Annotated in this window: 19 protein-coding genes; 13 read left to right on the top strand and 6 right to left on the bottom strand. The window is 65.7% G+C overall.

Features of this window, described 5'->3' with window-relative positions:
• The first annotated feature begins 92 nt into the window (after window positions 1-92).
• Window positions 93-2,273 carry a lytic transglycosylase domain-containing protein gene (locus tag FN835_RS15460; RefSeq protein ID WP_246098764.1) on the top strand — a complete coding sequence of 727 codons (2,181 nt, stop codon included), beginning with the start codon at window positions 93-95 and terminating at the stop codon, window positions 2,271-2,273.
• On the opposite strand, the gene FN835_RS15455 is transcribed toward FN835_RS15460, so the two are convergent.
• The 4 genes from FN835_RS15455 to FN835_RS15440 are packed head-to-tail and all read right to left on the bottom strand — an operon-like array spanning window position 2,227 to window position 6,146.
• Window positions 2,227-3,177, bottom strand: coding sequence for a DMT family transporter (locus FN835_RS15455; RefSeq protein WP_142664130.1), 951 nt, complete (start codon window positions 3,175-3,177; stop codon window positions 2,227-2,229). The two genes, FN835_RS15460 and FN835_RS15455, sit on opposite strands and share 47 nt — an antisense overlap.
• A gap of 60 nt (window positions 3,178-3,237) precedes the next feature.
• The gene (locus FN835_RS15450) at window positions 3,238-4,026 is read right to left on the bottom strand and encodes an inositol monophosphatase family protein (RefSeq protein WP_142664129.1); all 789 of its coding nucleotides are present in this window, start codon (window positions 4,024-4,026) and stop codon (window positions 3,238-3,240) included.
• A gap of 57 nt (window positions 4,027-4,083) precedes the next feature.
• Window positions 4,084-4,788 (bottom strand): histidine utilization transcriptional repressor HutC, encoded by a 705-nt coding sequence (locus FN835_RS15445; RefSeq protein ID WP_142664128.1) that lies wholly within the window; start codon window positions 4,786-4,788, stop codon window positions 4,084-4,086.
• Window positions 4,785-6,146, bottom strand: a complete 1,362-nt coding sequence (locus tag FN835_RS15440) for a formimidoylglutamate deiminase (RefSeq protein ID WP_142664127.1) — start codon at window positions 6,144-6,146, stop codon at window positions 4,785-4,787. The genes FN835_RS15445 and FN835_RS15440 overlap by 4 nt, the downstream gene beginning before the upstream one ends.
• Before the next feature lie 94 nt (window positions 6,147-6,240).
• On the opposite strand from FN835_RS15440, the gene hutI reads away from it, so the two are divergent.
• The 12 genes from hutI to FN835_RS15380 all read left to right on the top strand — a co-directional run bounded on the left by hutI (window position 6,241) and on the right by FN835_RS15380 (window position 18,735).
• The gene (gene hutI / locus FN835_RS15435; RefSeq protein ID WP_185958712.1) at window positions 6,241-7,428 is read left to right on the top strand and encodes an imidazolonepropionase; all 1,188 of its coding nucleotides are present in this window, start codon (window positions 6,241-6,243) and stop codon (window positions 7,426-7,428) included.
• Window positions 7,397-8,962 (top strand): histidine ammonia-lyase, encoded by a 1,566-nt coding sequence (gene hutH / locus FN835_RS15430; protein ID WP_185958711.1) that lies wholly within the window; start codon window positions 7,397-7,399, stop codon window positions 8,960-8,962. Before hutI ends, hutH begins: the two co-directional genes overlap by 32 nt.
• A complete protein-coding gene (gene hutG, locus FN835_RS15425) occupies window positions 8,959-9,750 on the top strand; it encodes an N-formylglutamate deformylase (RefSeq protein ID WP_142664125.1) in 792 nt (263 codons plus the stop codon). Before hutH ends, hutG begins: the two co-directional genes overlap by 4 nt.
• Before the next feature lie 3 nt (window positions 9,751-9,753).
• Entirely contained in the window at window positions 9,754-11,418 is a 1,665-nt protein-coding gene (gene hutU / locus FN835_RS15420; protein ID WP_142664124.1) for a urocanate hydratase, read from the top strand.
• A 66-nt stretch (window positions 11,419-11,484) separates the two neighbouring features.
• The gene (locus tag FN835_RS15415) at window positions 11,485-12,300 is read left to right on the top strand and encodes a transporter substrate-binding domain-containing protein (protein WP_142664123.1); all 816 of its coding nucleotides are present in this window, start codon (window positions 11,485-11,487) and stop codon (window positions 12,298-12,300) included.
• Between the two features lie 49 nt (window positions 12,301-12,349).
• The gene (locus FN835_RS15410) at window positions 12,350-12,997 is read left to right on the top strand and encodes an amino acid ABC transporter permease (protein WP_142664122.1); all 648 of its coding nucleotides are present in this window, start codon (window positions 12,350-12,352) and stop codon (window positions 12,995-12,997) included.
• The gene (locus FN835_RS15405) at window positions 12,997-13,662 is read left to right on the top strand and encodes an amino acid ABC transporter permease (RefSeq protein ID WP_142664121.1); all 666 of its coding nucleotides are present in this window, start codon (window positions 12,997-12,999) and stop codon (window positions 13,660-13,662) included. The genes FN835_RS15410 and FN835_RS15405 overlap by 1 nt, the downstream gene beginning before the upstream one ends.
• 3 nt (window positions 13,663-13,665) lie before the next feature.
• Window positions 13,666-14,436: an amino acid ABC transporter ATP-binding protein gene (locus FN835_RS15400; RefSeq protein ID WP_142664120.1), complete on the top strand. Its 771-nt coding sequence runs from the start codon at window positions 13,666-13,668 to the stop codon at window positions 14,434-14,436.
• 60 nt (window positions 14,437-14,496) lie between these two features.
• On the top strand, window positions 14,497-15,600 hold the full coding sequence (locus FN835_RS15395; RefSeq protein ID WP_142664119.1) for an NADH:flavin oxidoreductase/NADH oxidase: 1,104 nt from the start codon (window positions 14,497-14,499) through the stop codon (window positions 15,598-15,600).
• A gap of 140 nt (window positions 15,601-15,740) precedes the next feature.
• On the top strand, window positions 15,741-16,466 hold the full coding sequence (locus tag FN835_RS15390; protein WP_142664118.1) for an exopolysaccharide biosynthesis protein: 726 nt from the start codon (window positions 15,741-15,743) through the stop codon (window positions 16,464-16,466).
• A 35-nt stretch (window positions 16,467-16,501) separates the two neighbouring features.
• Window positions 16,502-17,773 (top strand): hemolysin family protein, encoded by a 1,272-nt coding sequence (locus FN835_RS15385; RefSeq protein WP_142664117.1) that lies wholly within the window; start codon window positions 16,502-16,504, stop codon window positions 17,771-17,773.
• Window positions 17,774-17,814: 41 nt separating this feature from the next.
• Window positions 17,815-18,735 (top strand): hydrogen peroxide-inducible genes activator, encoded by a 921-nt coding sequence (locus FN835_RS15380; protein WP_142664116.1) that lies wholly within the window; start codon window positions 17,815-17,817, stop codon window positions 18,733-18,735.
• On the opposite strand, the gene FN835_RS15375 is transcribed toward FN835_RS15380, so the two are convergent.
• The gene (locus tag FN835_RS15375) at window positions 18,725-19,579 is read right to left on the bottom strand and encodes a TonB family protein (RefSeq protein ID WP_142664115.1); all 855 of its coding nucleotides are present in this window, start codon (window positions 19,577-19,579) and stop codon (window positions 18,725-18,727) included. The two genes, FN835_RS15380 and FN835_RS15375, sit on opposite strands and share 11 nt — an antisense overlap.
• On the bottom strand, window positions 19,576-20,109 hold the full coding sequence (gene exbD / locus FN835_RS15370; RefSeq protein ID WP_142664114.1) for a TonB system transport protein ExbD: 534 nt from the start codon (window positions 20,107-20,109) through the stop codon (window positions 19,576-19,578). Before exbD ends, FN835_RS15375 begins: the two co-directional genes overlap by 4 nt.
• Window positions 20,110-20,111 lie beyond the last annotated feature (2 nt).

Genomic DNA, 20,111 nt, shown 5'->3' with positions numbered 1-20,111 from the left:
GAAGTTGGGTTCTGAACGGCCTTACATGCCGAAGCATCGCTTGCCAAGGATGTGAGTTGCGCCGCCCGGCCATTCCCCGCAGAAATGGGGCCATGATGTATCCTTTGCGCGACAGGATTTTCACGACCGCTGCCGCCCTGATGCTGGCTTTCGGCCTGCGTCCGGCCATGGCCGAGGATACGCAGGCGTTGACCGGCGCCCTGGCCCATGCCTATCAGCGCGACTGGGTGCAGGCCCAGATGCTTGCGGCGCAATCCGGTCCCATCGCGCAAAGTCTGGTGCAATGGCAAAAGCTGCGGGCGGGGCAGGGGAACTTTCCCGAATATCTGGAATTCGCGCTGGCCCATCGCGACTGGCCGGGCATGGCGCTGCTGTATCGGCGCGGCGACGCGACGCTGAACCCCGATCTGCCGCCCGCGCAGATCATCGCGTGGTTCGGAGGCCGCCATCCCGACACGCTGAACGGCGCGCAATCGCTGATCACCGCGCTTTCCGCGCTGGACCCTGACGCCGCGCGTGCCGAAACCGCGCGGTTCTGGACCACACATCCGCTGACCAAATCCGAGGCCGAGGTCTTTGTCGCGGCCCATGGTCCCGACGTGCTGCCGCTGCATGATGCGCGGCTGATGAACCTGCTGGATCAGGGCGAATGGCAGTCGGCGCAGGACGTGCTGCCCTTGGCTACGCCTGCCGCGCAGGCCTTGGGCCGGGCGCGGATCGCCACGCAATCGGGGCAGGCGGGCGTCGATGCGTTGATCCTTGGCCTGTCGGATATGCAGCGCGGCGATGCGGGTCTGGCGCTGGACCGGTTCCGCTGGCGGGTGCGGGCGAAGATGACCGATCTGGCGCGCGATCTGATGCTTGAACGCTCGACCAGCGCCGAGGCGCTGCGCGACCCGGAAGCATGGGCCGGGCTGCGCGCCGATTATTCCCGCGCCGCGATGCGGGCCGGGAACTGGGGTCTGGCCGAGCGGCTGGCTGCCGCGCATTTCATGCCCGCAGGCAGCGATGAGTTCATCGATCTGGAATGGCTGGCGGGATTTGCCGCGCTGAAGCAGGGCGCGACCGACCGGGCGCTGGCGCATTTCCAGCGGCTTGAGGCGGGCGTGGCCAGCCCGATCCCGCGGTCCCGTGCGCATTACTGGCTGGCCCGCACGCATGACGCGGCGGGACAAGCAGCGCAGGCGCAGGATCAATACGCGCAGGCGGCGCAGTGGCAGACCGCCTATTACGGCCAGCTTGCGGCGGAAAAGCTGCGCCAGCCCATGCAGCCCGAACTGGCCGTGCCGGGGCTGGCATCCGACACGCTGCCCGACTGGCGGGGCAGCGAGCTGCGGCAGAATCCGGTCTGGCAGGCGGGCGTCTGGCTGCTGGCCGCGAACGAACCCGATCAGGCGGCGCGGTTCTTTCTGCATCTGGCCGAAACCGCCCCGCCCGAAGACATTGGCCGCATGTCCCGCCTGATGCTTGAGGTGCGCAGGCCATGGCACGCCCTGCGTCTGGCCAAGGCAGCGGCGGCCAAGGGCGTGATCTATCCCGCCGCCTATTTCCCGCTGACCGGGCTTGAGACGAAGCCCTTGGGCCTGCCGCCCGAACTGGTCATGTCGATTGCGCGGCGCGAAAGCGAATTCAACCACACGGTTTCATCGCATGTCGGCGCGCTGGGGCTGATGCAGGTCATGCCGGACACGGGCCGCGCCATGGCCCGCAAGCTGGGCGAGCCGTTCGACCAGCGCCGCATGACCCGCGATGCCGCCTATAACGCCCGCCTTGGCAGCGCCTATCTGGACGGGCTGCGCGAACGCTTTGGCACCTCGATCGCGCTGGTCTCGTCGGGTTATAACGCGGGGCCGGGGCGTCCGGCGCGTTGGCTGGGCGATTTCGGCGATCTGCGGCAAGGCGCGGATCCGGTGGAATGGGTCGAGATGATCCCCTTTGACGAAACCCGCAACTACGTGATGCGGGTGGCGGAATCGCTGCCGATCTATCGCGCGCGCATCATGGGCCATCCCGCGCCCATCGTGCCGACATTTGACCTGACCGGGGGTGGGCTGATGCCCGCACCGCCGCAACCGCCGATCCGGCTGGCCGTTTCGCCGCGCCCGCCCATGTCGGCGCGGGCGCTGGCGGATATGGCGGCGGGTGGCGTGCTGCGCGAAATCATCCGCCCCGTGCTGGTGATCGAGGAGGCAAGCGCCGCGGCAACCGCCCCGGTATCGGGGGCGGTCAGGCCGGTCCCTGCCTCTCGCGCTGCCGAGACCGCCACCAGGTGAACAGCCCCGCACCCACCACGATCACACCGCCGATGGCGACGTTCGGTGCCAGCGTCTCGCCAAAGATCACCACGCCAAAGATGCTGACCCAGACAAGCTGCGTATAGCTGAAGGGTTGCAGCGCGGATGCCTCGGCCAGTTCATAGGCCTTGATCAGCATGAAATGCGCCACAAAGGCGCAGACGCACAGCACCAGCAGCCACGGCATGTCCTTGGCTGCAATCGGTTCCCACGTCCGCAATCCGATGATCGTCATGGTGATGGCCCCGATGACCGAGGTCCAGAAAAAGCTGACCACCGCCGTATCGTCGCGTGCGACCAGCCGCGTCAGCAGGCCGTAGACCGCAAACATCACCGCGCCCAGAAATGGCAGCGCGGCCGAGGATGAAAACACCCCGCTGCCGGGTTTCAGCACGATCAGGATGCCGCAGAAACCGACCGCAACGGCCAGCCAGCGGCGCCAGCCGACCTTTTCGCCCAGAACCGGCCCGGACAGGACCGAGATCAGCAACGGATAACAGGCGAATATCGCGTGGGTGTTGATCAGGCCAAGCCGGACGAACGCCTCGATCGTGACCACGATTTCCAGCGCCAGAATGATGCCGCGCGCCACCTGCGTCCATGGCCGCTTGCTGTGGATCGCGGCCCGAAAGCCGCCGGGCTGCCGCAGGACGATCGCCATGACGAAGATCGTAAAGAACCAATAGCGCAGCATCGTGATGAACACGGGCGAGTAATTCGCGCCCAGAAACCGCGAAATCCCGTCCTGCGTGGCAAAAATGAACGCAGCCACGCAGATCAGGATCGTGGCCTTGCCCAACTGATCCGAACCCGGTGCCGATTTCGGGGGAACGGCGGGGGCCTGAATGGCGGGCTGGGGCAGGGTAGGTTCGTTCTGTGTCATGGCAGGCCTGCGCTTGGTATGGAAGCCATGCGCCCGGCCTGCCCAAACGTCAACGGGCCTTTAGTCGCGGCTGCGGATGATTTCCGCAAAGCCTTCGAACAATTGCGCATTGGCGGCGATGATGTTGCCGGATTCGATGACGCTTTCCTCGGACCGGATCGGCTCGACGAAACCGCCGGCTTCCTTGACCAGCAGGATGCCCGCCGCCACGTCCCACGAATTGATGCCGCGTTCCCAGTAGCCGTCGAAACGACCGCAGGCGACATAGGCCAGATCCAGCGCGGCAGCGCCCCAGCGGCGCACGCCCGCCGTCACCGGCATCAGGCGCGACAGGTCGCGGATGGTGGCGGGCAGGGTGCCACGACCGCCAAAGGGCACGCCGGTCGCAAAGATCGATTCGATCATCTGGCGACGGCCAGAAACGCGGATGCGGCGGTCGTTCAGGAACGCGCCATCGCCACGCTCGGCGGTGAACATTTCGTCTTTGGCGGCGTCAAAGACCACGGCGGCGACGATCTCGCCCTTGTGTTCCAGCGCGATCGACACGGCCCAATGCGGCAGGCCGTGCAGAAAGTTAGTGGTGCCGTCCAGCGGGTCCACGATCCAGCGGCGGGTGGGGTCTTCGCCCGCTTCCTCGCCGGTTTCCTCGCCGATCCAGCCATAGTTCGGGCGGGCGGTGCGCAGTTCTTCCTTGATGATCCGCTCGGCCTCGCGGTCGGCGCGGCTGACGAAATCGCCCGCGCCCTTGACGCTGACCTGAAGGTTTTCCACCTCGCGGAAGTCCTTGACGAGGCTGCGGCCCGCCTTGCGCGCGGCCTTGATCATGATGTTGAGATTGGCGCTGGCCATGGCTTTTCCTTTTTGGGATTGGCAAGCGTCTTAGGCGATACACCGCGAAAAGTGAAGCTAGGGCGAGGCGATCAGGCAATAGCCCGGATGAAAGGCCAGCCGGACCGAGGTGATGGCCCCAAGATCGTTCCATGTCGTGCGTTGCAGGATCAAAAGCGCGGTCCCCTGCCGCGTGCCCAGCAGCCGCGCGTCGCGGGCATCGGCGTTCTCGGCGGAAAACACCATGTCGCCGCGCAGCCACGGGAAATTGCGCACCAGCCATTCGTTCGGATTGATGCGGTGAAAGTCGATCAGGTCCACACCGGGTGCTGCGACCGGGTTGATCCAACGGTCTTCGGCCTGAAACGGATTGCCGTCGCCGTAATGGACGGTGCGCAGGTGGATCAGCTCGGCGCCTTCGGGCAGTTCCATGCGGGCGGCGATGTCGGCAGGGATCGGGCTGCGGCGTTGGGCGATGACGCGGTGGCTATAGGTCATGCCCGCCTGTTCGATCTGTTCGCGCACGATGGGAATGGTCAGCGTGGCGCGGCGGGCAGGGTTCACGGTGACATGCGTGCCCGCGCGTCGCTTGCGGTCCAACAGCCCTTCGTCCGCCAGCATTTGCAGGGCTTTGTTCACCGTGGCGCGGGCCACGCCAAAGGTCACGGCCAGCTCGGCCTCATCCGGGATGCGGTCGCCCTGCCGCCATTCGCGGTCCACGATGCGGCGGCGCACTTCGCTGGCGATGGCTTGCGCCTTGTTGGCAAGGGGGCGGTCGTTCACATGCGCTCCTGCAGGCGGTGGATGGTCGTCAGATAGTCGGCCACGATGGCGTCGCGGGCAATGTGGCGGCCGTCCTGCACGACATGCCGCCCCGCCGACCAGACATCGCGGATCAGACCGTCGTGACCTGCAAAGACCAGACTGTCCAGCATCTGATCGCCCTTGCGGCCCGCCATCACGGTATTGTCCAGATCCACGGCGCAAAGATCGGCCCACAGCCCCGTCCGTATCGCGCCCGTGTCGCGGCCCGCCGCCGTCGCGCTGGCATCCAGCCCGGCATCATAGATCACCCGCGCGGTCGAACGGTCGGGCGTGGCCAGGATCGCCCGCCCCCGGTCGCGCAGGCGCTGGCTGTATTCCAGCGTCCGCATCTCCTCGGTCAGCGAGATGCGGATGTTGCTGTCCGAGCCGAAACCCATCCGCCCCTGCGCCCCCGCCCAGATCGTGCCGTTGAAGATGCCGTCGCCCAGAGACGATTCGGTGATCGGGCACAGTCCCGCGACCGCGCCCGTTGCGGCAAGGCGTACGGTTTCGTCGGGCGTCATATGGGTCAGGTGGATCAGCGTCCAGCGGCGGTCCGGGGCGTGATGGGCCAGCAGCCATTCGACGGGACGCAGGCCATAGGCGGCGTTGATCTCCTCGATCTCGGGGGTCTGTTCGGCAAGGTGCATGTGCAGGGGGCGGTCGGGGCGCAGGGTGGTGCATAGCGCCAGACCTTCCGGGCTGACGGCCCGCAGGGAATGCGGCGCGACACCGATGCCCGCATCGCGGGGCAGGTCACGCATCGCCGCCTGTGCGCCGTCCAGCAGGCGCAGGAATTCGTCAGGCGTCGTGCCGAACCGTTGCTGGCCGGGACCAAGCGGGCGACGGTCCACGCCGCCGAACTGGTAATGCACCGGCAGCAGCGTCAGTCCGATGCCGGTCTGTGCGGTGGCCGCGACGATCCGCGCCGACATTTCCGCGATGTCGTCATAATGGCCGCCGCCCGGACGGTGATGCAGATAATGGAATTCGACATTGGTGGCATAGCCCGCCTCCAGCATCTCGATCTGGACCAGGGCCGCGATGGCCTGCACGTCATCGGGCGTCAGGTGGTCCAGAAAGCGATACATGATCTGGCGCCATGTCCAGAAGGTGTCGCGGGGTTCGGGGCCCTTCGCCTCGGATAGGCCCGCCATGGCACGCTGAAAGGCGTGGCTGTGCAGGTTGGCCTGCGCGGGCAGCAACAGCCCCACGCGATGCCCGGCGGGGGCGGCGTCCGGCGTCACCGAATCGATCCGGCCATCCGCCAGCCCGACCAGCACGTTTTCGGCCCAGCCATTGGGCAGCAAGGCCCGTTCTGCCCAGATATGCACCATCGGTCTGCCCTTCTTTGTGCCAAAATAAGTTTAGACATAGAGTTTCATTAAGCCTAGACATAGAAACATCACAGATCAATGCAGGAGCTGTCCGGTGATTACCCTGACGAACGCCTGTCTTGCCCGGATGACGGACGGCTATGACCTGATCCCGCAAGGCGCCATCGTGATCGACAAGGGGCGCATCCTTTGGGTCGGCCCACAGTCGCAGATACCCGCCGAATATGCGGCCAGTATGCACGATCTGGGCGGGCGACTGGTCACGCCGGGTCTGATCGACTGCCACACCCATATTGTTTTCGGCGGCGACCGTGCACGCGAATTCGAAATGCGGCTGGAGGGCGCAAGCTATGCCGACATCGCGCGGGCTGGTGGCGGCATCGTCTCCAGCGTGCGGGCCACCCGCGCCGAGGATGAGGAGACGCTGCTGGCCAGCGCGCTGAAGCGCGTCGATCACCTGCTGGCCGAGGGCGTGACCACGCTGGAGATCAAATCGGGCTATGGTCTGGATGTCCAGACCGAGCTGAAGATGCTGCGCGTCGCCCGACATATTGCGCAGATGCGCCCGGTGACGGTGCGGACGTCTTGGTTGGCGGCCCATGCATTGCCGCCCGAATGCACCGACCGGGCCGCCTATATCCGCGATGTGGTGCTGGCGGGCATGGACCAAGGCCACGCGCTGGGGCTGATCGACGCGGTGGACGGGTTTTGCGAAGGCATCGCCTTTTCGCGCGATGAAATGGCGGCGATCTTTGATCACGCCGCCAATCTTGAGCTGCCGGTGAAACTGCATGCCGAACAGTTGTCCGATCTTGGCGGTGCGGCCATGGCGGCGCGGCATCACGCACTGTCGGCGGATCATCTGGAATATCTGGGACCGGACGGCATCGGCGCGATGGCCGCATCGGGCACGGTGGCGGTGATGTTGCCCGGTGCGTTCTATACCCTGCGCGAAACGCAACTGCCGCCCGTCGCCGCGCTGCGTCAGGCGGGTGTACCGATGGCGCTGGCCACGGATTGCAATCCCGGCACCTCGCCCATGACCTCGATCCTTTTGGCGATGAACATGGGGGCCACGCTGTTTCGCATGACGCCCGCCGAATGCCTGGCGGGGGTGACGCATCATGCCGCCCGCGCGCTGGGGCTGGCCGATCGCGGCCAGATCGCCCCCGGACTGCGCGCCGATCTGGCGGTCTGGGACGCGGGCCACCCGGCAGAGCTGACCTATCGCATCGGCTTCAATCCCCTTCATGCCCGCATCGTCGGAGGCGAATTTGTCTGAACTGATCCTGACCCCCGGCGACGCCACGCTGGCGCAACTGGAAAACGTCTGGCGCAACGGGCTGGTGGTGCGGCTGGCCGACAGCGCCCGTCCGGGCATCAATGCCTCGGCTGCGCGGATCGCGGCGGCGGCAAACGGGGATGATCCGGTCTACGGGGTGAATACGGGCTTTGGCAAACTCGCCTCGATCAAGATCGCGGCGGGCGATACGGCCACGCTGCAACGCAACCTGATCCTGTCGCATTGCTGCGGCGTGGGCGAGGCGGTCGAACCCGCGACCGTGCGGCTGATCATGGTGCTGAAGCTGTTGTCGCTGGGCCGCGGCGCTTCGGGCGTGCGCCCCGAGGTCGTGGCGCTGATCGAAGAGATGCTGGCCCGCGGCGTGCTGCCGGTGATCCCGGCCCAGGGCTCGGTCGGGGCGTCGGGCGATCTGGCACCGCTGGCGCATATGGCTGCCGTCCTGCTGGGCGAAGGCCGCGCGGTCCATCAGGGACATGAGATGTCGGGGGCCGACGCCTTGGCCGCCGCTGGCCTGACGCCGGTGGTGTTGGCCGCCAAGGAAGGGCTGGCGCTGATCAACGGCACGCAGGTTTCGACCGCATTCGCGCTGGCGGGGCTGTTCGATGCCTTCGCCTCGGCCCGTGCGGCGCTGGTGGTGTCGGCGCTGTCCACGGATGCGATCATGGGATCGACCGCGCCGTTTCTGGACGAAATTCACACCCTGCGCGGCCATCGCGGCCAGATCGTCGCGGCCCGCGCCATTCGCGGGCTGATGGAGGGCAGCGCCATCCGCGAAAGCCACCGCACCGGCGACAGCCGCGTGCAGGACCCCTATTGCATCCGCTGCCAGCCGCAGGTCACGGGTGCCTGCATCGATCTGCTGTGGCAGGCAGGCCGCACGCTGGAGATCGAGGCGAATGCCGCCACCGACAACCCGCTGGTGCTGGTGGGGGCGGACCGGATCGTGTCGGGCGGGAATTTCCATGCCGAGCCGGTGGCCTTTGCCGCCGACCAGATCGCGCTGGCCGTGGCCGAGATCGGGGCGATTTCCCAGCGCCGCATCGCGCTGATGGTGGATCCCACGCTGTCGCATGACCTGCCGCCCTTTCTGACGCCCGATCCGGGGTTGAACAGCGGGCTGATGATCGCAGAAGTCACCAGCGCCGCACTGATGAGCGAAAACAAGCATCTGGCCAATCCCTGCAGCACGGATTCCACGCCGACCAGCGCCAATCAGGAGGATCACGTCAGCATGGCCGCGCATGGTGCGCGGCGGCTGGGCCGCATGAACGCGAACCTTGCCCAGATCATCGGGATCGAGGCGCTTTGCGCTGCTGCGGGGGTCGAGTTTCGCGCGCCGCTGGCGACCTCGGGGCCGTTGCAGGCGGTGATGGGGGCACTGCGGCGCACAGTGCAGCCGCTGGATCAGGACCGCTATCTGGCCCCCGATCTGGTGCAGGCCGCGCGGCTGGTTCGCGACGGTGTGCTGGTCGCCGCCGTTCCCACGGGCCTTTTGGCCGAGGTGCACCCATGATCCCCGTTCAGGTCGCCCAGGGCGACAGCCCGGTCATCCTTGGCCTGCCGCATACCGGCACATGGCTGCCGCGCCATATTCACGCGGCGCTGAATGCGCGGGGGCAGCTGCTGGCCGATACCGACTGGCATATCGAGCAGCTTTATGATGGGCTGCTGCCCGGCGTGACGACGGTGCGGGCGACGTTTCACCGCTATGTCATCGACGCGAATCGCGGGCCGGACGATGCCAGCCTGTATCCCGGCCAGAACACCACGGGCCTTGTGCCGCTGACCGATTTCGACGGCGAACCGATCTGGGACGTGTCGCCCACGCCCGATGACATCGCCGCGCGGCGCGAACAGTTCCATGCGCCCTATCATGCGGCGCTGGCCTCGGAAATTGCGCGGGTCCGGGCGCGGCATGGGGTGGCGGTGCTTTACGACTGCCACTCGATCCGCAGCCATATCCCGTTCCTGTTTCCCGGCACGCTGCCCGATTTCAACATCGGCACCAATAGCGGGGCGTCATGCGCGCCGGCCATCGAGGCCGCCGTGCATGAGGTCGCAGCCGCGACCGGCCGCCCCTGCGTCTTGAACGGGCGCTTCAAGGGCGGCTGGACGACGCGGCATTACGGACAGCCGGGCACGGGCGTCCACGCGATCCAGATGGAGCTGGCCCAATCGACCCATCTGACGCATGAGGCCCCGCCCTTTGCCTATGACCCGGACAAGTCGCGCGAATTGCGTGTCACGCTGGGCGCGATCCTGACGAAACTTGCGGCGCTGGCCGCCGAACTGAAGGCGTAAGACATGGACAATCCCCGGCACAACATCCGCGACGTTTTCCCCGCGACGGGCGACCAGATCACCGCGAAAAGCTGGCTGACCGAGGCGCCGATGCGGATGCTGATGAACAACCTGCATCCCGACGTGGCCGAAAACCCGCATGAGCTGGTGGTCTATGGCGGCATCGGGCGCGCGGCGCGGACATGGCAGGATTTCGACCTGATCGTGGGCACCCTGCGCACGCTGGAAACGGACGAGACGCTGCTGGTCCAGTCGGGCAAGCCCGTGGGCGTGTTCCGCACCCATAAGGACGCGCCGCGCGTGCTGATCGCGAATTCGAACCTTGTGCCGCATTGGGCGAATTGGGACCATTTCAACGAATTGGATAAGCGCGGCCTTGCGATGTATGGGCAGATGACCGCCGGGTCCTGGATCTATATTGGCACGCAGGGCATCGTTCAGGGAACGTATGAGACGTTTGTCGAGGCGGGCCGCCAGCATTACGGCGGCAACCTGACGGGGCGCTGGGTGCTGACCGGCGGCCTTGGCGGCATGGGCGGCGCGCAGCCCTTGGCTGCCGTGATGGCCGGGGCCTGCTGTCTGGCGGTAGAATGCGATGAGACGCGCGCCGATTTCCGGCTGCGCACCCGCTATGTCGATGAAAAGACCCATTCGCTGGACGAGGCGCTGGCGATGATCGACCGCTGGACCAAGGCCGGTCAGGCGAAATCCGTGGCGCTGATCGGCAATGCCGCCGAGATGTTTCCCGAAATCCTGCGCCGTGGCGTGCGGCCCGACATCGTGACCGACCAGACCAGCGCCCATGATCCCGTCCACGGCTATCTGCCCGAAGGGTGGAGCGTCGCGGAATGGCGCGCGCGTCAGGAGAGCGACCCCAAGGGTGTCGCCCGCGCTGCCCGCGCCTCTATGCGCAAGCAGGTCGAGGCGATGGTGGCATTCCACGACGCGGGTGTGCCGACGGTCGATTACGGCAACAACATCCGCCAGATGGCGCTGGAGGAAGGGTTCGACCGCGCTTTCGCCTTTCCCGGCTTCGTGCCCGCCTATATCCGGCCGCTGTTCTGCCGGGGCGTCGGGCCGTTTCGCTGGGCCGCGCTGTCGGGCGACCCCGAGGACATCTACAAGACCGATGCCAAGGTCAAGGAACTGGTCGATGATCCGCACCTGCACAATTGGCTGGACATGGCCCGCGACCGCATCAGCTTCCAGGGTCTTCCCGCCCGCATCTGCTGGGTGGGTCTGGGCATCCGTGACAAGCTGGGGCTGGCATTCAACGAAATGGTGCGGAACGGAGAGCTGAAGGCTCCGGTCGTTATCGGGCGCGATCACCTTGATTCGGGATCGGTCGCCAGTCCCAACCGCGAAACCGAGGCGATGCGCGACGGATCCGATGCCGTATCGGACTGGCCGCTGCTGAATGCGCTGCTTAATACGGCATCAGGCGCGACCTGGGTCAGCCTGCATCACGGCGGCGGCGTCGGCATGGGCTTTTCGCAGCATTCGGGCATGGTCATCTGCTGCGACGGCACGGAAGATGCCGACAGGCGGATTGCCCGTGTGCTTTGGAACGATCCCGCGACCGGCGTGATGCGTCACGCGGATGCGGGATATGACATCGCGCTGGACTGCGCGCGGGAGCATGGGTTGAATCTTCCCGCAATTCTTTGATGAAAGGGCGCGACGGCGCAACGCACCGTTGTCGCGCCCATACCACGTCCAACAACGGAGAGAGAAATGACCTTTCAAACAAGCCTCAGGGCCGCGCTGCTTGGCCTTGCCGCGATGGCGGCTGCGCCTGCCGCGATGGCCGACCAGCTGGCCGATGTGAAGGCCGCGGGCAAGATCGTCACCGCGACCGACATGCACTATGCGCCCTTCGACATGCTGACCAACGGCACTTACGAAGGCATGACCAAGGACCTGTTCGACGAAGTGTCCAAGGAAATCGGCGCTGAGCCGGTCTATCAGGATATCCCCTGGACCGCCGAGCTGCCGGGGCTTGAGGTCAAGAAGTTCGACATCGTGATCGCCCCCGTCACCATCACGCCCGAACGGCTGGAGCGTTACACCTTCACGCTGCCGATCGCGGATGCGACCGTCGCGCTGGTCAAATCGGCCAATAGCGACATGAAGGAGCCCAAGGATATTGCGGGCAAAACCGTCGGCGTCCAGCAGGGCACGGCGCAGTTCCGCGCGCTTGAGGCGTTTGGCAAGGAACTGGGCGGCGTCACCATCAAGGAATACGGCACCACGGACGAAGCTTATGCCGATCTGGCGACGGGCCGTCTGGACGCGGTGGCGGGTTCGCTGCCCAACCTGACCTATCTGGTCAAGAACCGCCCCGAAAGCTTTGCCATGTTCGAGCCCGCGAATTTCGGTCCGCCGACCTATTTCGCATGGGTGCTGCGCAAGGGTGACGACAGTGCCAGCTTTGCCACCGCCATCAATGACGCGCTGCTGAAGATGACCGATGACGGCCGCGTCAAGGCAATTCAGGAAAAATGGCTGGGCGCCTATACCGAGCTTCCCCGCGAAGTCCCGACCAACTAAAGCCATCGCGGGCGGGTCCATCCCGCCCGTCTTCAACACAAGGGCGCGCATGTTTTCGATCCCCGTCTTTCTTCAGGCTTTCGAGCCGCTCATCTGGGCGGCGCGCTATACGCTGCTGATTTCGGGACTGGGCATCGCGCTGGGTCTGGTGATCGGCACGCTGATCTGCGCGGCGCGCCTGTCGCCCTATGCCGCACTGCGCGGCTTTGCCGCCGTCTGGGTCAGCTTTCTGCGCGGCGTGCCGCTGTTGGTGCAACTGCTGGTCTTTTATTACACGCTGCCCGTCATCGGCATTGATGTGCCCGCCATCGTCGCTGCCGTGGTGACCGTAGGTATCTGCGCCAGCGCCTATATCAGCGAAATCTGGCGCGGGGCCATTGCCGCGCTGCCCAAGGGTCAGGCCGAGGCCGCCGCGGCGATCGGCATGGCCCCGCATCATATCTGGGGCCGCGTGATCCTGCCGCAAGCCGTCACCATGTCGCTGCCCGCGCTGATCAATGAGCTGATCCTGCTGGTAAAGGCGTCCTCGCTGGTATCGGTCGTGGGCATTCTGGAAATCACCCGCGCCAGTCAGGCGCAGGCCGCGACGACATTCCGCCCGCTTGAGGTCTATATCGCTGCCGCCTGCATCTATCTGGCGATCAACCTGTGCCTTTCGGCGCTGGGCCGCTATCTTGAACACAGGACGGCGATCTGATGGATTTCGGCATCCTGCAACAATACGGCCCCATGCTGCTGCGGGGCTTTGGCAACACCGTTCTGTGCTGGGCGCTTGGCACGATATTCGCCATGGCGCTGGGGCTGCTGATCGCACTGGTGCAACGCTACGCCGCGCGCTGGGTCCGTTGGATCATTCAGGCCTATATCGAGATCATCCGCGGCACCCCATTTCTGGTGCAGCTGTTCGTGCTGTATTACGGCGGGCCGCTGATCGGGCTGCGGCTGGATGCGGTTCCTGCGGGCCTGCTTGGCCTGACGATTTATGGCAGTCCCTATTTTGCGGAAATCTTCCGCTCGGGCTTTCGCGCGGTTCCAGTGGGCCAGATCGAGGCGGCGCGGGCCATCGGCATGGCCGAACTGACGATCGTCCGGCGCATCCTGCTGCCGCTTGGGTTGGTGTCGGCCTTGCCTGCACTGGTCAACTTCTCGATCATCCTGACCAAGGAAACGGTGATCCTGTCGATCATCACTGTCCCCGAATTGATGTATCAGGTTCAGCGCATGTCCACGGAAACCTTCCGCTATCTGGAAGCCAATCTTGTGCTTGCCCTGTTCTTCTGGGCGCTGGTCGAAACCATCTCGCGTCTGGGCCGCCGTCTGGAGCGGCGCATCACCCGCCATCTGCTAACCGAAAGGACCTGACCGATGCAGGCATCCCAAGTCGAGATCCGCAAGGTCAACAAGTTCTACGGCCCGTTTCAGGCGTTGAAGAATGTGGACCTTACCATTCCGCCGGGCAAGGTGACCTGCCTGATCGGACCGTCCGGCTCGGGCAAGTCCACGCTTTTGCGCTGCATCAATTTCCTTGAGGAATATGACGCGGGCGAGGTGCGGATCGACGGCCAGCTGATCGGCTATGACGCGCCGGGCCGCAAGATGTCCGGTCGCAAGCTGCGCGAGATGCGGCGTTCCATCGGCATGGTGTTCCAGCAGTTCAATCTGTGGCCGCACATGACCGCGCTGGAAAACGTGGCCGAGGGGCTGATCCGCGTCCGTGGCCTGTCCAAACGCGATGCGCAGGCGCGGGCCGAAGATGCGCTGCGCAAGGTGGGTCTGGGCGACAAGATGGCCAACCACCCGTCGCGCCTTTCTGGCGGTCAGCAGCAGCGCGTGGCGATTGCCCGCGCCATCGCGATGGAACCGCGGCTGATGCTGTTTGACGAACCGACCAGCGCCTTGGACCCCGAACTGGTGGGCGAGGTGCTGACCGTGATGAAGACCCTTGCCGCCGAGGGCATGACCATGGTCGTGGTCACGCATGAAATGGGCTTTGCCGCCCATGTCGCGGATCAGGTGGCCTTCATGGACGCGGGAGAGTTGATTGCGGCGGGTGATCCCGCCAGCATCCTGCACCAGCCGCAGGACGCGCGCATTCAGTCCTTTCTGCGCACCTATCACGAACGAAACAGTTTCTAGGGGCTTGCCTCCTGCCGTTCATCGCCTAACTGACATGGGCAAGAACAGCAGGAGGGCAGCATGTCCCAACCCAAGCTATTTCAGCCGATCCAGATCGGCGGCTCGACTCTTTCCAACCGCATCGTGATCGCGCCCATGTGCCAGTATTCCGCGGTGGATGGGCAGATGACTGATTGGCACCTGATGCATCTGGGCACGCTGGCCCAATCGGGCGCGGCGATCCTGACGATCGAGGCGACGGCCGTCGAACCCGAAGGTCGCATCAGCTATGCCGATGTGGGCCTGTGGGACGATGCGACCGAAGACGCCATGGGGCGCGTGCTGAAAGGCATCCGTGCGTGGTCCGACATGCCCATCGCGATTCAGCTGGCCCATGCCGGGCGCAAGGCATCCACCGCGCGGCCTTGGGACGGCGGTGGGCAGATCGCGCCGGATGCCGAGAACGGCTGGCAGACCGTCTCATCCTCGGACCTGCCGTTCCGCGATGCGGACAATCCGCCAGTGGCGCTGGACCAGGCGGGTCTGGACCGCGTGCGCGACGCCTTTGCCGCAGCCGCCCGCCGCGCCGTTCGGCTGGGCATCGACGCGATTCAGATCCATGCCGCGCATGGCTATCTGCTGCATCAGTTCCTGTCGCCTTTGTCGAATATGCGTCGCGACGAATATGGCGGCAGTCTGGAAAATCGCCTGCGCTTCCCGTTGGAGGTGTTCGATGCCGTGCGCGCTGCCGTGCCTGCGGGCTATCCGGTGACAATCCGCGTGTCAGGCACCGACTGGGCACCCGGCGGCTGGGATGTCGAAGGTAACATCGCCTTTGCCCGCGCGCTTGAAGAACGCGGCTGCGACGCGATCCATGTTTCCAGCGGCGGGCTGGACGCAGGACAACAGATCCCCATCGGCCCAAGCTATCAGGTTCCGCTGGCCCGTGCGATCAGGCAGGCGGTCTCGATGCCCGTGGTCGCTGTCGGGCTGATCACCGCGCCAGAACAGGCCGAGGCGATCGTTGCCACGGGCGAAGCGGATATGATCGCGCTTGGCCGAACCGTTCTTTACGACCCGCGCTGGCCCTGGCACGCCGCGGCAGCCCTGGGCGCACAGGTCAAAACCGGGCCGCAGTTTCTTGCAGCCGCACCGCGAAGCGCACCCAAGCTGTTCATCCGTTAGGATATGCGACTGCGGTGGCTGGCGCAGGCCGCCGCAGGTTTTGGCAGACAAATCGCCCCATGCACCGCATGAGCGGTTGTCCTTGCGAAATCCGTTGATAGAATAAGGGCGTTCTGAAACGGAAAAAGCCGCCGACCTAGATGATCGACGACAGTTCCGACAAGTCCGAGCCTTCGCGAAGACGCGGGCTGGGCGAGGTCGATCCAGTCATCCCCATAGCGGATGAACCCGAGCCGGAGCCCGGCCAACCAAGACGCCAAGCGCGGAAAAGCCTTTCGCAGCGCCTGACGCAGCTTGCCAATGACGAAACCCGCGAACGCATTGCCATGGCCGACTTGCTGACATTGATGCCCGGTCAGGCGCTGGCGGCACTGGTTTTGATATTTGCCGCGCCCAATGTCGTGCCGGGGCCGCCCGGACTTTCCGCGATCCTTGGCCTGCCGATGGTCTATCTGACATTCCAGCTGATGCTGGGCCGCACGCCATGGCTGCCCCCGGTCATCGCGCAGCGGACCTTTGCGCGGGGCGATTTCGCGGCGCTGGTCCTGCGGATCGCGCCGCTGCTGGCGCGGCTGGAAAAACTGCTGCGTCCGCGCGTGCCTGCGCTGGTGAACTACAATGCCGAACGTGCCGTGGGCGCGTTCTGTTTTCTGCTTGCCATCATCATCCTGATGCCTGTTCCCTTGGGCAACATGCTGCCTGCGCTGGCGATCAGCCTGATGATGCTGGGCCTGCTGGAACGCGACGGGCTATGGGTCGGCATCGGGGCCGTCACCGGCGCATTGTCCCTGATCGTTGTCGCAGGCGTGATCTATGCCATGATCAAGGCTGTCATCTTTCTTTTCTCGCGCGTGTTTCTGGGATGAACCACGCGCATCCTGATTGGACCTGAAACCCCCTTATGTGGATTGAAATCTTAATCGTCGTCCTTCTGACCCTGCTCAACGGCCTTTTGGCCATGTCCGAGCTGGCCATCGTCTCGGCGCGCCCCGCGCGACTGAAGGTGCTGGCCGACAGGGGCGACGGCGGCGCCGAGACCGCGCTGCGGCTGGCCGAGGATCCGGGCCGCTTCCTGAGTTCGGTCCAGATCGGCATTACGCTGGTCGGCGTGCTGTCGGGCGCGTTTTCGGGTGCGACGCTGGGCGCGCGCCTTGCAAACGCGCTGCCGGGCTGGGGCGTGCCGGACACGCTGGCGCAGCCCCTTGGCATGGGGGGGGTGGTCGTTGCCATCACCTATATGTCGCTGATCTTTGGCGAACTGGTGCCCAAGCAGATCGCGCTGCGTTCGCCCGAAACGGTGGCTGCCAAGGTCGCGCCGCTGATGCGCGGCATTTCCCGCGTGGCCGCGCCGCTGGTCTGGCTGCTGGATCGTTCGGGCAAGCTGGTGCTGCGTTTGCTGGGCCAGACCGGGGCGGATGACCGCTCGATCTCGGATGAGGAAATCCGCCTTGTCATCGCCGAGGCCGAGACGGCAGGCGTGATCCACCGCGCCGAAACCGAGATGATCGCTGGTGTCATGCGCATCGCCGACCGCAGCGCGCGTGGTCTTATGACCCCGCGCCGCGACATTGCCGCGATCGACGTCAGCGACACCTATGCGACCGTGGCACGCAAGTTCCAGCAAAGCCACCGCACCCGTCTGCCGGTGCAGGATGGCGACGAGAACGAGATGATCGGCGTCGTTGCCAGTGCAGACCTGATCGCCGTGGATGCCAGCAAGTTCGACCTGCGCAAGCTGATGAAGGACGCGCCCATCATCCCCGAAACGCTGGACGCCCCCGAGGTCATCACACGGTTGCGCGCCTCGCCGGGTCAGATGCTGCTGGTCTATGACGAATACGGCCATTTCGAAGGCGTGGTGACGCCGATGGACGTGCTTGAGGCGATTACCGGCGAATTCGCGGGCATTGATGACGACGAACCCAAGCTGGTCCAGCGCGAAGATGGCTCGATGCTGGTCGCGGGCTGGATGCCGGTCGATGAATTTGCCGACCGCCTTTCGGTTTCGCTGGGCGAGGATCTTGATTTCTCGACCGTAGCCGGGCTGGTGCTGGATCTGGCGGGCGCGATCCCGCAGGTGGGCGACAGCGTGGCCTGGCACGGCTGGCGTATCGAGGTGGTGGACCTTGACGGTCGCCGAATCGACAAGCTGCTGGTGGCGCGCGAAAGATAATCGCCGCTTGTCATAACTGCGCGGGGTGATAGTTCAGCTTTATGAATTTCACCCTGCGCCAGATTTCCTATTTCCTTGCCGTGGCGCGGCTGCGCAATTTCGGACGCGCGGCCGAGGCGTCGCATATCTCGCAGCCGGGCCTGTCCAGCCAGATCGCGCAGTTGGAGGCGCGGCTGGGTGGTGCGCTGTTCGAACGCGGGGCAGGCAGCGGCCCGGTGCGGTTGACGGCATTGGGGGAACGGCTTCTGCCTGCCGCGCAGGATCTGATCGACGGCGCCCAGCGGCTTGATGCGCTGTCCCGCGCGGGGCGCGAGCCGTTGTCGGGGCGGCTGCGGCTGGCGATCATTCCGACCGTCGCGCCCTATCTGATCCCGCATCTTGTCCCGGCTTTGCGCGAAAGCCACCCGGCGCTGGAGCTGGAACTGCATGAGGTGGTGACGGACGATCTGGTCGCGGGCGTCGCCAGCCACCGTTTCGATGCGGGGCTGATGGCCTTGCCGACCGAACCCGCCTTGCAGGCCGAACCTGTGCTACGCGACGGCTTTCTGATTGCGATGTCCGAAGATGACACCACCTATCTTTCCGGTCCCGCGCGGCCCGAAAGTCTGGCCGTCGAGCGTCTGCTGCTGCTGGCCGAGGGGCATTGCCTGCGCGATCAGGCGCTGGAGGTCTGTGGACTGCGCAATGCGCGCCGCAAGCTGAACCTTGAGGCAGCTTCCATGGCCACGCTGATGCGGATGGTGGCCAGCGGCATGGGCATGACGCTGATCCCTGAACTGGCGCTGAAGGATGAAAACCGCGACGGTCGGCTGCGCATCGTGCCCTTCGCCGAACCCGCGCCATCGCGCGATCTGGCGGTGGTCTGGCGCGCCAAGGCCGAAGCTGAAACGGATGCGCGGGCGCTGGCCGGGGTGATCCGTGGCCTTGCGCCCGTTCTGGGGGTTGCGCCGATCAGTTCTTGATCAGCACGGGCAGGGTCATCGAGGTCGATTGCCCGGTCGGCGGTGCGGGCATCTTGGGCAGGCGCGCGGCCTGACGGCTGATCGCTGCATCCATGCGTGCATCTCCGGTGGAACTGGCAAGGCGCGCGCCCGCGACCGAGCCTGAGGGGGTGATCGTGAACACCACGGTAACCCGGACGCCTTCCGGTCTGCCTGTCAGGCGCGTGCGGGCCATATGTCGTGCTACTGCCGATTGCACCCGCGACTGCCAGCTTGCGACCTGCCGGGGCGATGCGGCACCCGCCTGCGTCCGGGGTGCAGCCGAACGCTCGGCTTTGGGGGCGCGGACCTGCGTGGTGGCCTGACGCGATTCCTGCCGCTCGGGCGCGCGTTCGCGGCGTTCCTCGCGCTTGGGTTCGGGTTCGCGCTGCGCGACTTCGGGTTCCGGCTCCTTGGGGCGTTCGGGACGCTGTTTGGGGCGGACGGATTTCTGCAGCACCACCGCATCGGCGGGCGGCGGAAACAGTGAATTCATGTCCGGCAGCGGCTCAAGCTCGGGCAGGGGCTCGGCCATGGCGAAATCTGGCGTGGGTTCCGGCTCGGGTTCGGGTTCCGGCTCCGGCTCGGGTTGGGGTTCCGGCGCGGTTTCTTCTTCCTGCTGCTGTTCGACCTCATCCTCGGGCGCGGCGGCTTGGGGCATGGGGGCCAGTTCGACGAAAACGGGTTCGGGCACGCCGGGCGGTGCGGCGGCCTCGGCACGATGCAGGATCCACAGCGCGCCGCCCAGATGGGCTGCAAGGACGACAGCAGCCGCCGATCCCCAAACTGCGCCGTCGCGCATTACGCTGAACCGGCTGTTGTTCATGGCGCGGGTGCCCCTGCGGTGGGCGCGGGCGCTGCCAAAGCGGGCGCGGCGGGTGCCGGAGCCGTCGGAGCGGTGGCCGCGCCCGTCACGGTGGGCGCGGTGCCGCCTGCGGATGCGGCCTCAAGGCCCACCAAAGCGATCTTCAGATAGCCGGTCTCGCGCAGCGTGTTCATCACGCCCATCAGGTCGCCATAGGTCACGGCCTTGTCGGCGCGTAGGAAGATGCGCTGTTCGCGGTCGTTGTTCGTGGCCTGCGCCAGCGTCGCGGCAAGCGCGCCCGGCGCGATGTCGTCATTGCCAAGCGCCAGCGTCAGGTCGGGTTTCACGGTGATATAGACCGGTTGATCGGGGCGCTGCGCCGGCACGGCGTTGGAAATCGGCAGGTCCACGTTCACATCGACCGTCGCCAGGGGCGCGGCCACCATGAAGATGATCAGCAGCACCAGCATCACGTCGATAAAGGGCGTGACGTTGATTTCATGGTTTTCGGGCAGGTCGTCGCCGCCACCTTCGCGGATACCTCCGGCCATGG

Origin of the sequence: Paracoccus laeviglucosivorans (assembly GCF_900182695.1) — a bacterium.
Classification (GTDB): Bacteria; Pseudomonadota; Alphaproteobacteria; order Rhodobacterales; family Rhodobacteraceae; genus Paracoccus; species Paracoccus laeviglucosivorans.
This window is presented reverse-complemented; position numbering and strand designations above follow the sequence as displayed.

What these genes read in the sequence shown, in the direction of transcription:
- FN835_RS15460 (WP_246098764.1), top strand. Translation starts at nt 93, where the DNA reads ATGATGTATCCTTTGCGCGACAGGATTTTCACGACCGCTGCCGCCCTG.
- FN835_RS15455 (WP_142664130.1), bottom strand. Translation starts at nt 3,177, where the DNA reads ATGACACAGAACGAACCTACCCTGCCCCAGCCCGCCATTCAGGCCCCC.
- FN835_RS15450 (WP_142664129.1), bottom strand. Translation starts at nt 4,026, where the DNA reads ATGGCCAGCGCCAATCTCAACATCATGATCAAGGCCGCGCGCAAGGCG.
- FN835_RS15440 (WP_142664127.1), bottom strand. Translation starts at nt 6,146, where the DNA reads ATGGTGCATATCTGGGCAGAACGGGCCTTGCTGCCCAATGGCTGGGCC.
- hutH (WP_185958711.1), top strand. Translation starts at nt 7,397, where the DNA reads ATGCCCGCATCGTCGGAGGCGAATTTGTCTGAACTGATCCTGACCCCC.
- hutG (WP_142664125.1), top strand. Translation starts at nt 8,959, where the DNA reads ATGATCCCCGTTCAGGTCGCCCAGGGCGACAGCCCGGTCATCCTTGGC.
- hutU (WP_142664124.1), top strand. Translation starts at nt 9,754, where the DNA reads ATGGACAATCCCCGGCACAACATCCGCGACGTTTTCCCCGCGACGGGC.
- FN835_RS15415 (WP_142664123.1), top strand. Translation starts at nt 11,485, where the DNA reads ATGACCTTTCAAACAAGCCTCAGGGCCGCGCTGCTTGGCCTTGCCGCG.
- FN835_RS15410 (WP_142664122.1), top strand. Translation starts at nt 12,350, where the DNA reads ATGTTTTCGATCCCCGTCTTTCTTCAGGCTTTCGAGCCGCTCATCTGG.
- FN835_RS15405 (WP_142664121.1), top strand. Translation starts at nt 12,997, where the DNA reads ATGGATTTCGGCATCCTGCAACAATACGGCCCCATGCTGCTGCGGGGC.
- FN835_RS15400 (WP_142664120.1), top strand. Translation starts at nt 13,666, where the DNA reads ATGCAGGCATCCCAAGTCGAGATCCGCAAGGTCAACAAGTTCTACGGC.
- FN835_RS15395 (WP_142664119.1), top strand. Translation starts at nt 14,497, where the DNA reads ATGTCCCAACCCAAGCTATTTCAGCCGATCCAGATCGGCGGCTCGACT.
- FN835_RS15390 (WP_142664118.1), top strand. Translation starts at nt 15,741, where the DNA reads ATGATCGACGACAGTTCCGACAAGTCCGAGCCTTCGCGAAGACGCGGG.
- FN835_RS15385 (WP_142664117.1), top strand. Translation starts at nt 16,502, where the DNA reads ATGTGGATTGAAATCTTAATCGTCGTCCTTCTGACCCTGCTCAACGGC.
- FN835_RS15380 (WP_142664116.1), top strand. Translation starts at nt 17,815, where the DNA reads ATGAATTTCACCCTGCGCCAGATTTCCTATTTCCTTGCCGTGGCGCGG.
- FN835_RS15375 (WP_142664115.1), bottom strand. Translation starts at nt 19,579, where the DNA reads ATGAACAACAGCCGGTTCAGCGTAATGCGCGACGGCGCAGTTTGGGGA.
- exbD (WP_142664114.1), bottom strand. Translation starts at nt 20,109, where the DNA reads ATGGCCGGAGGTATCCGCGAAGGTGGCGGCGACGACCTGCCCGAAAAC.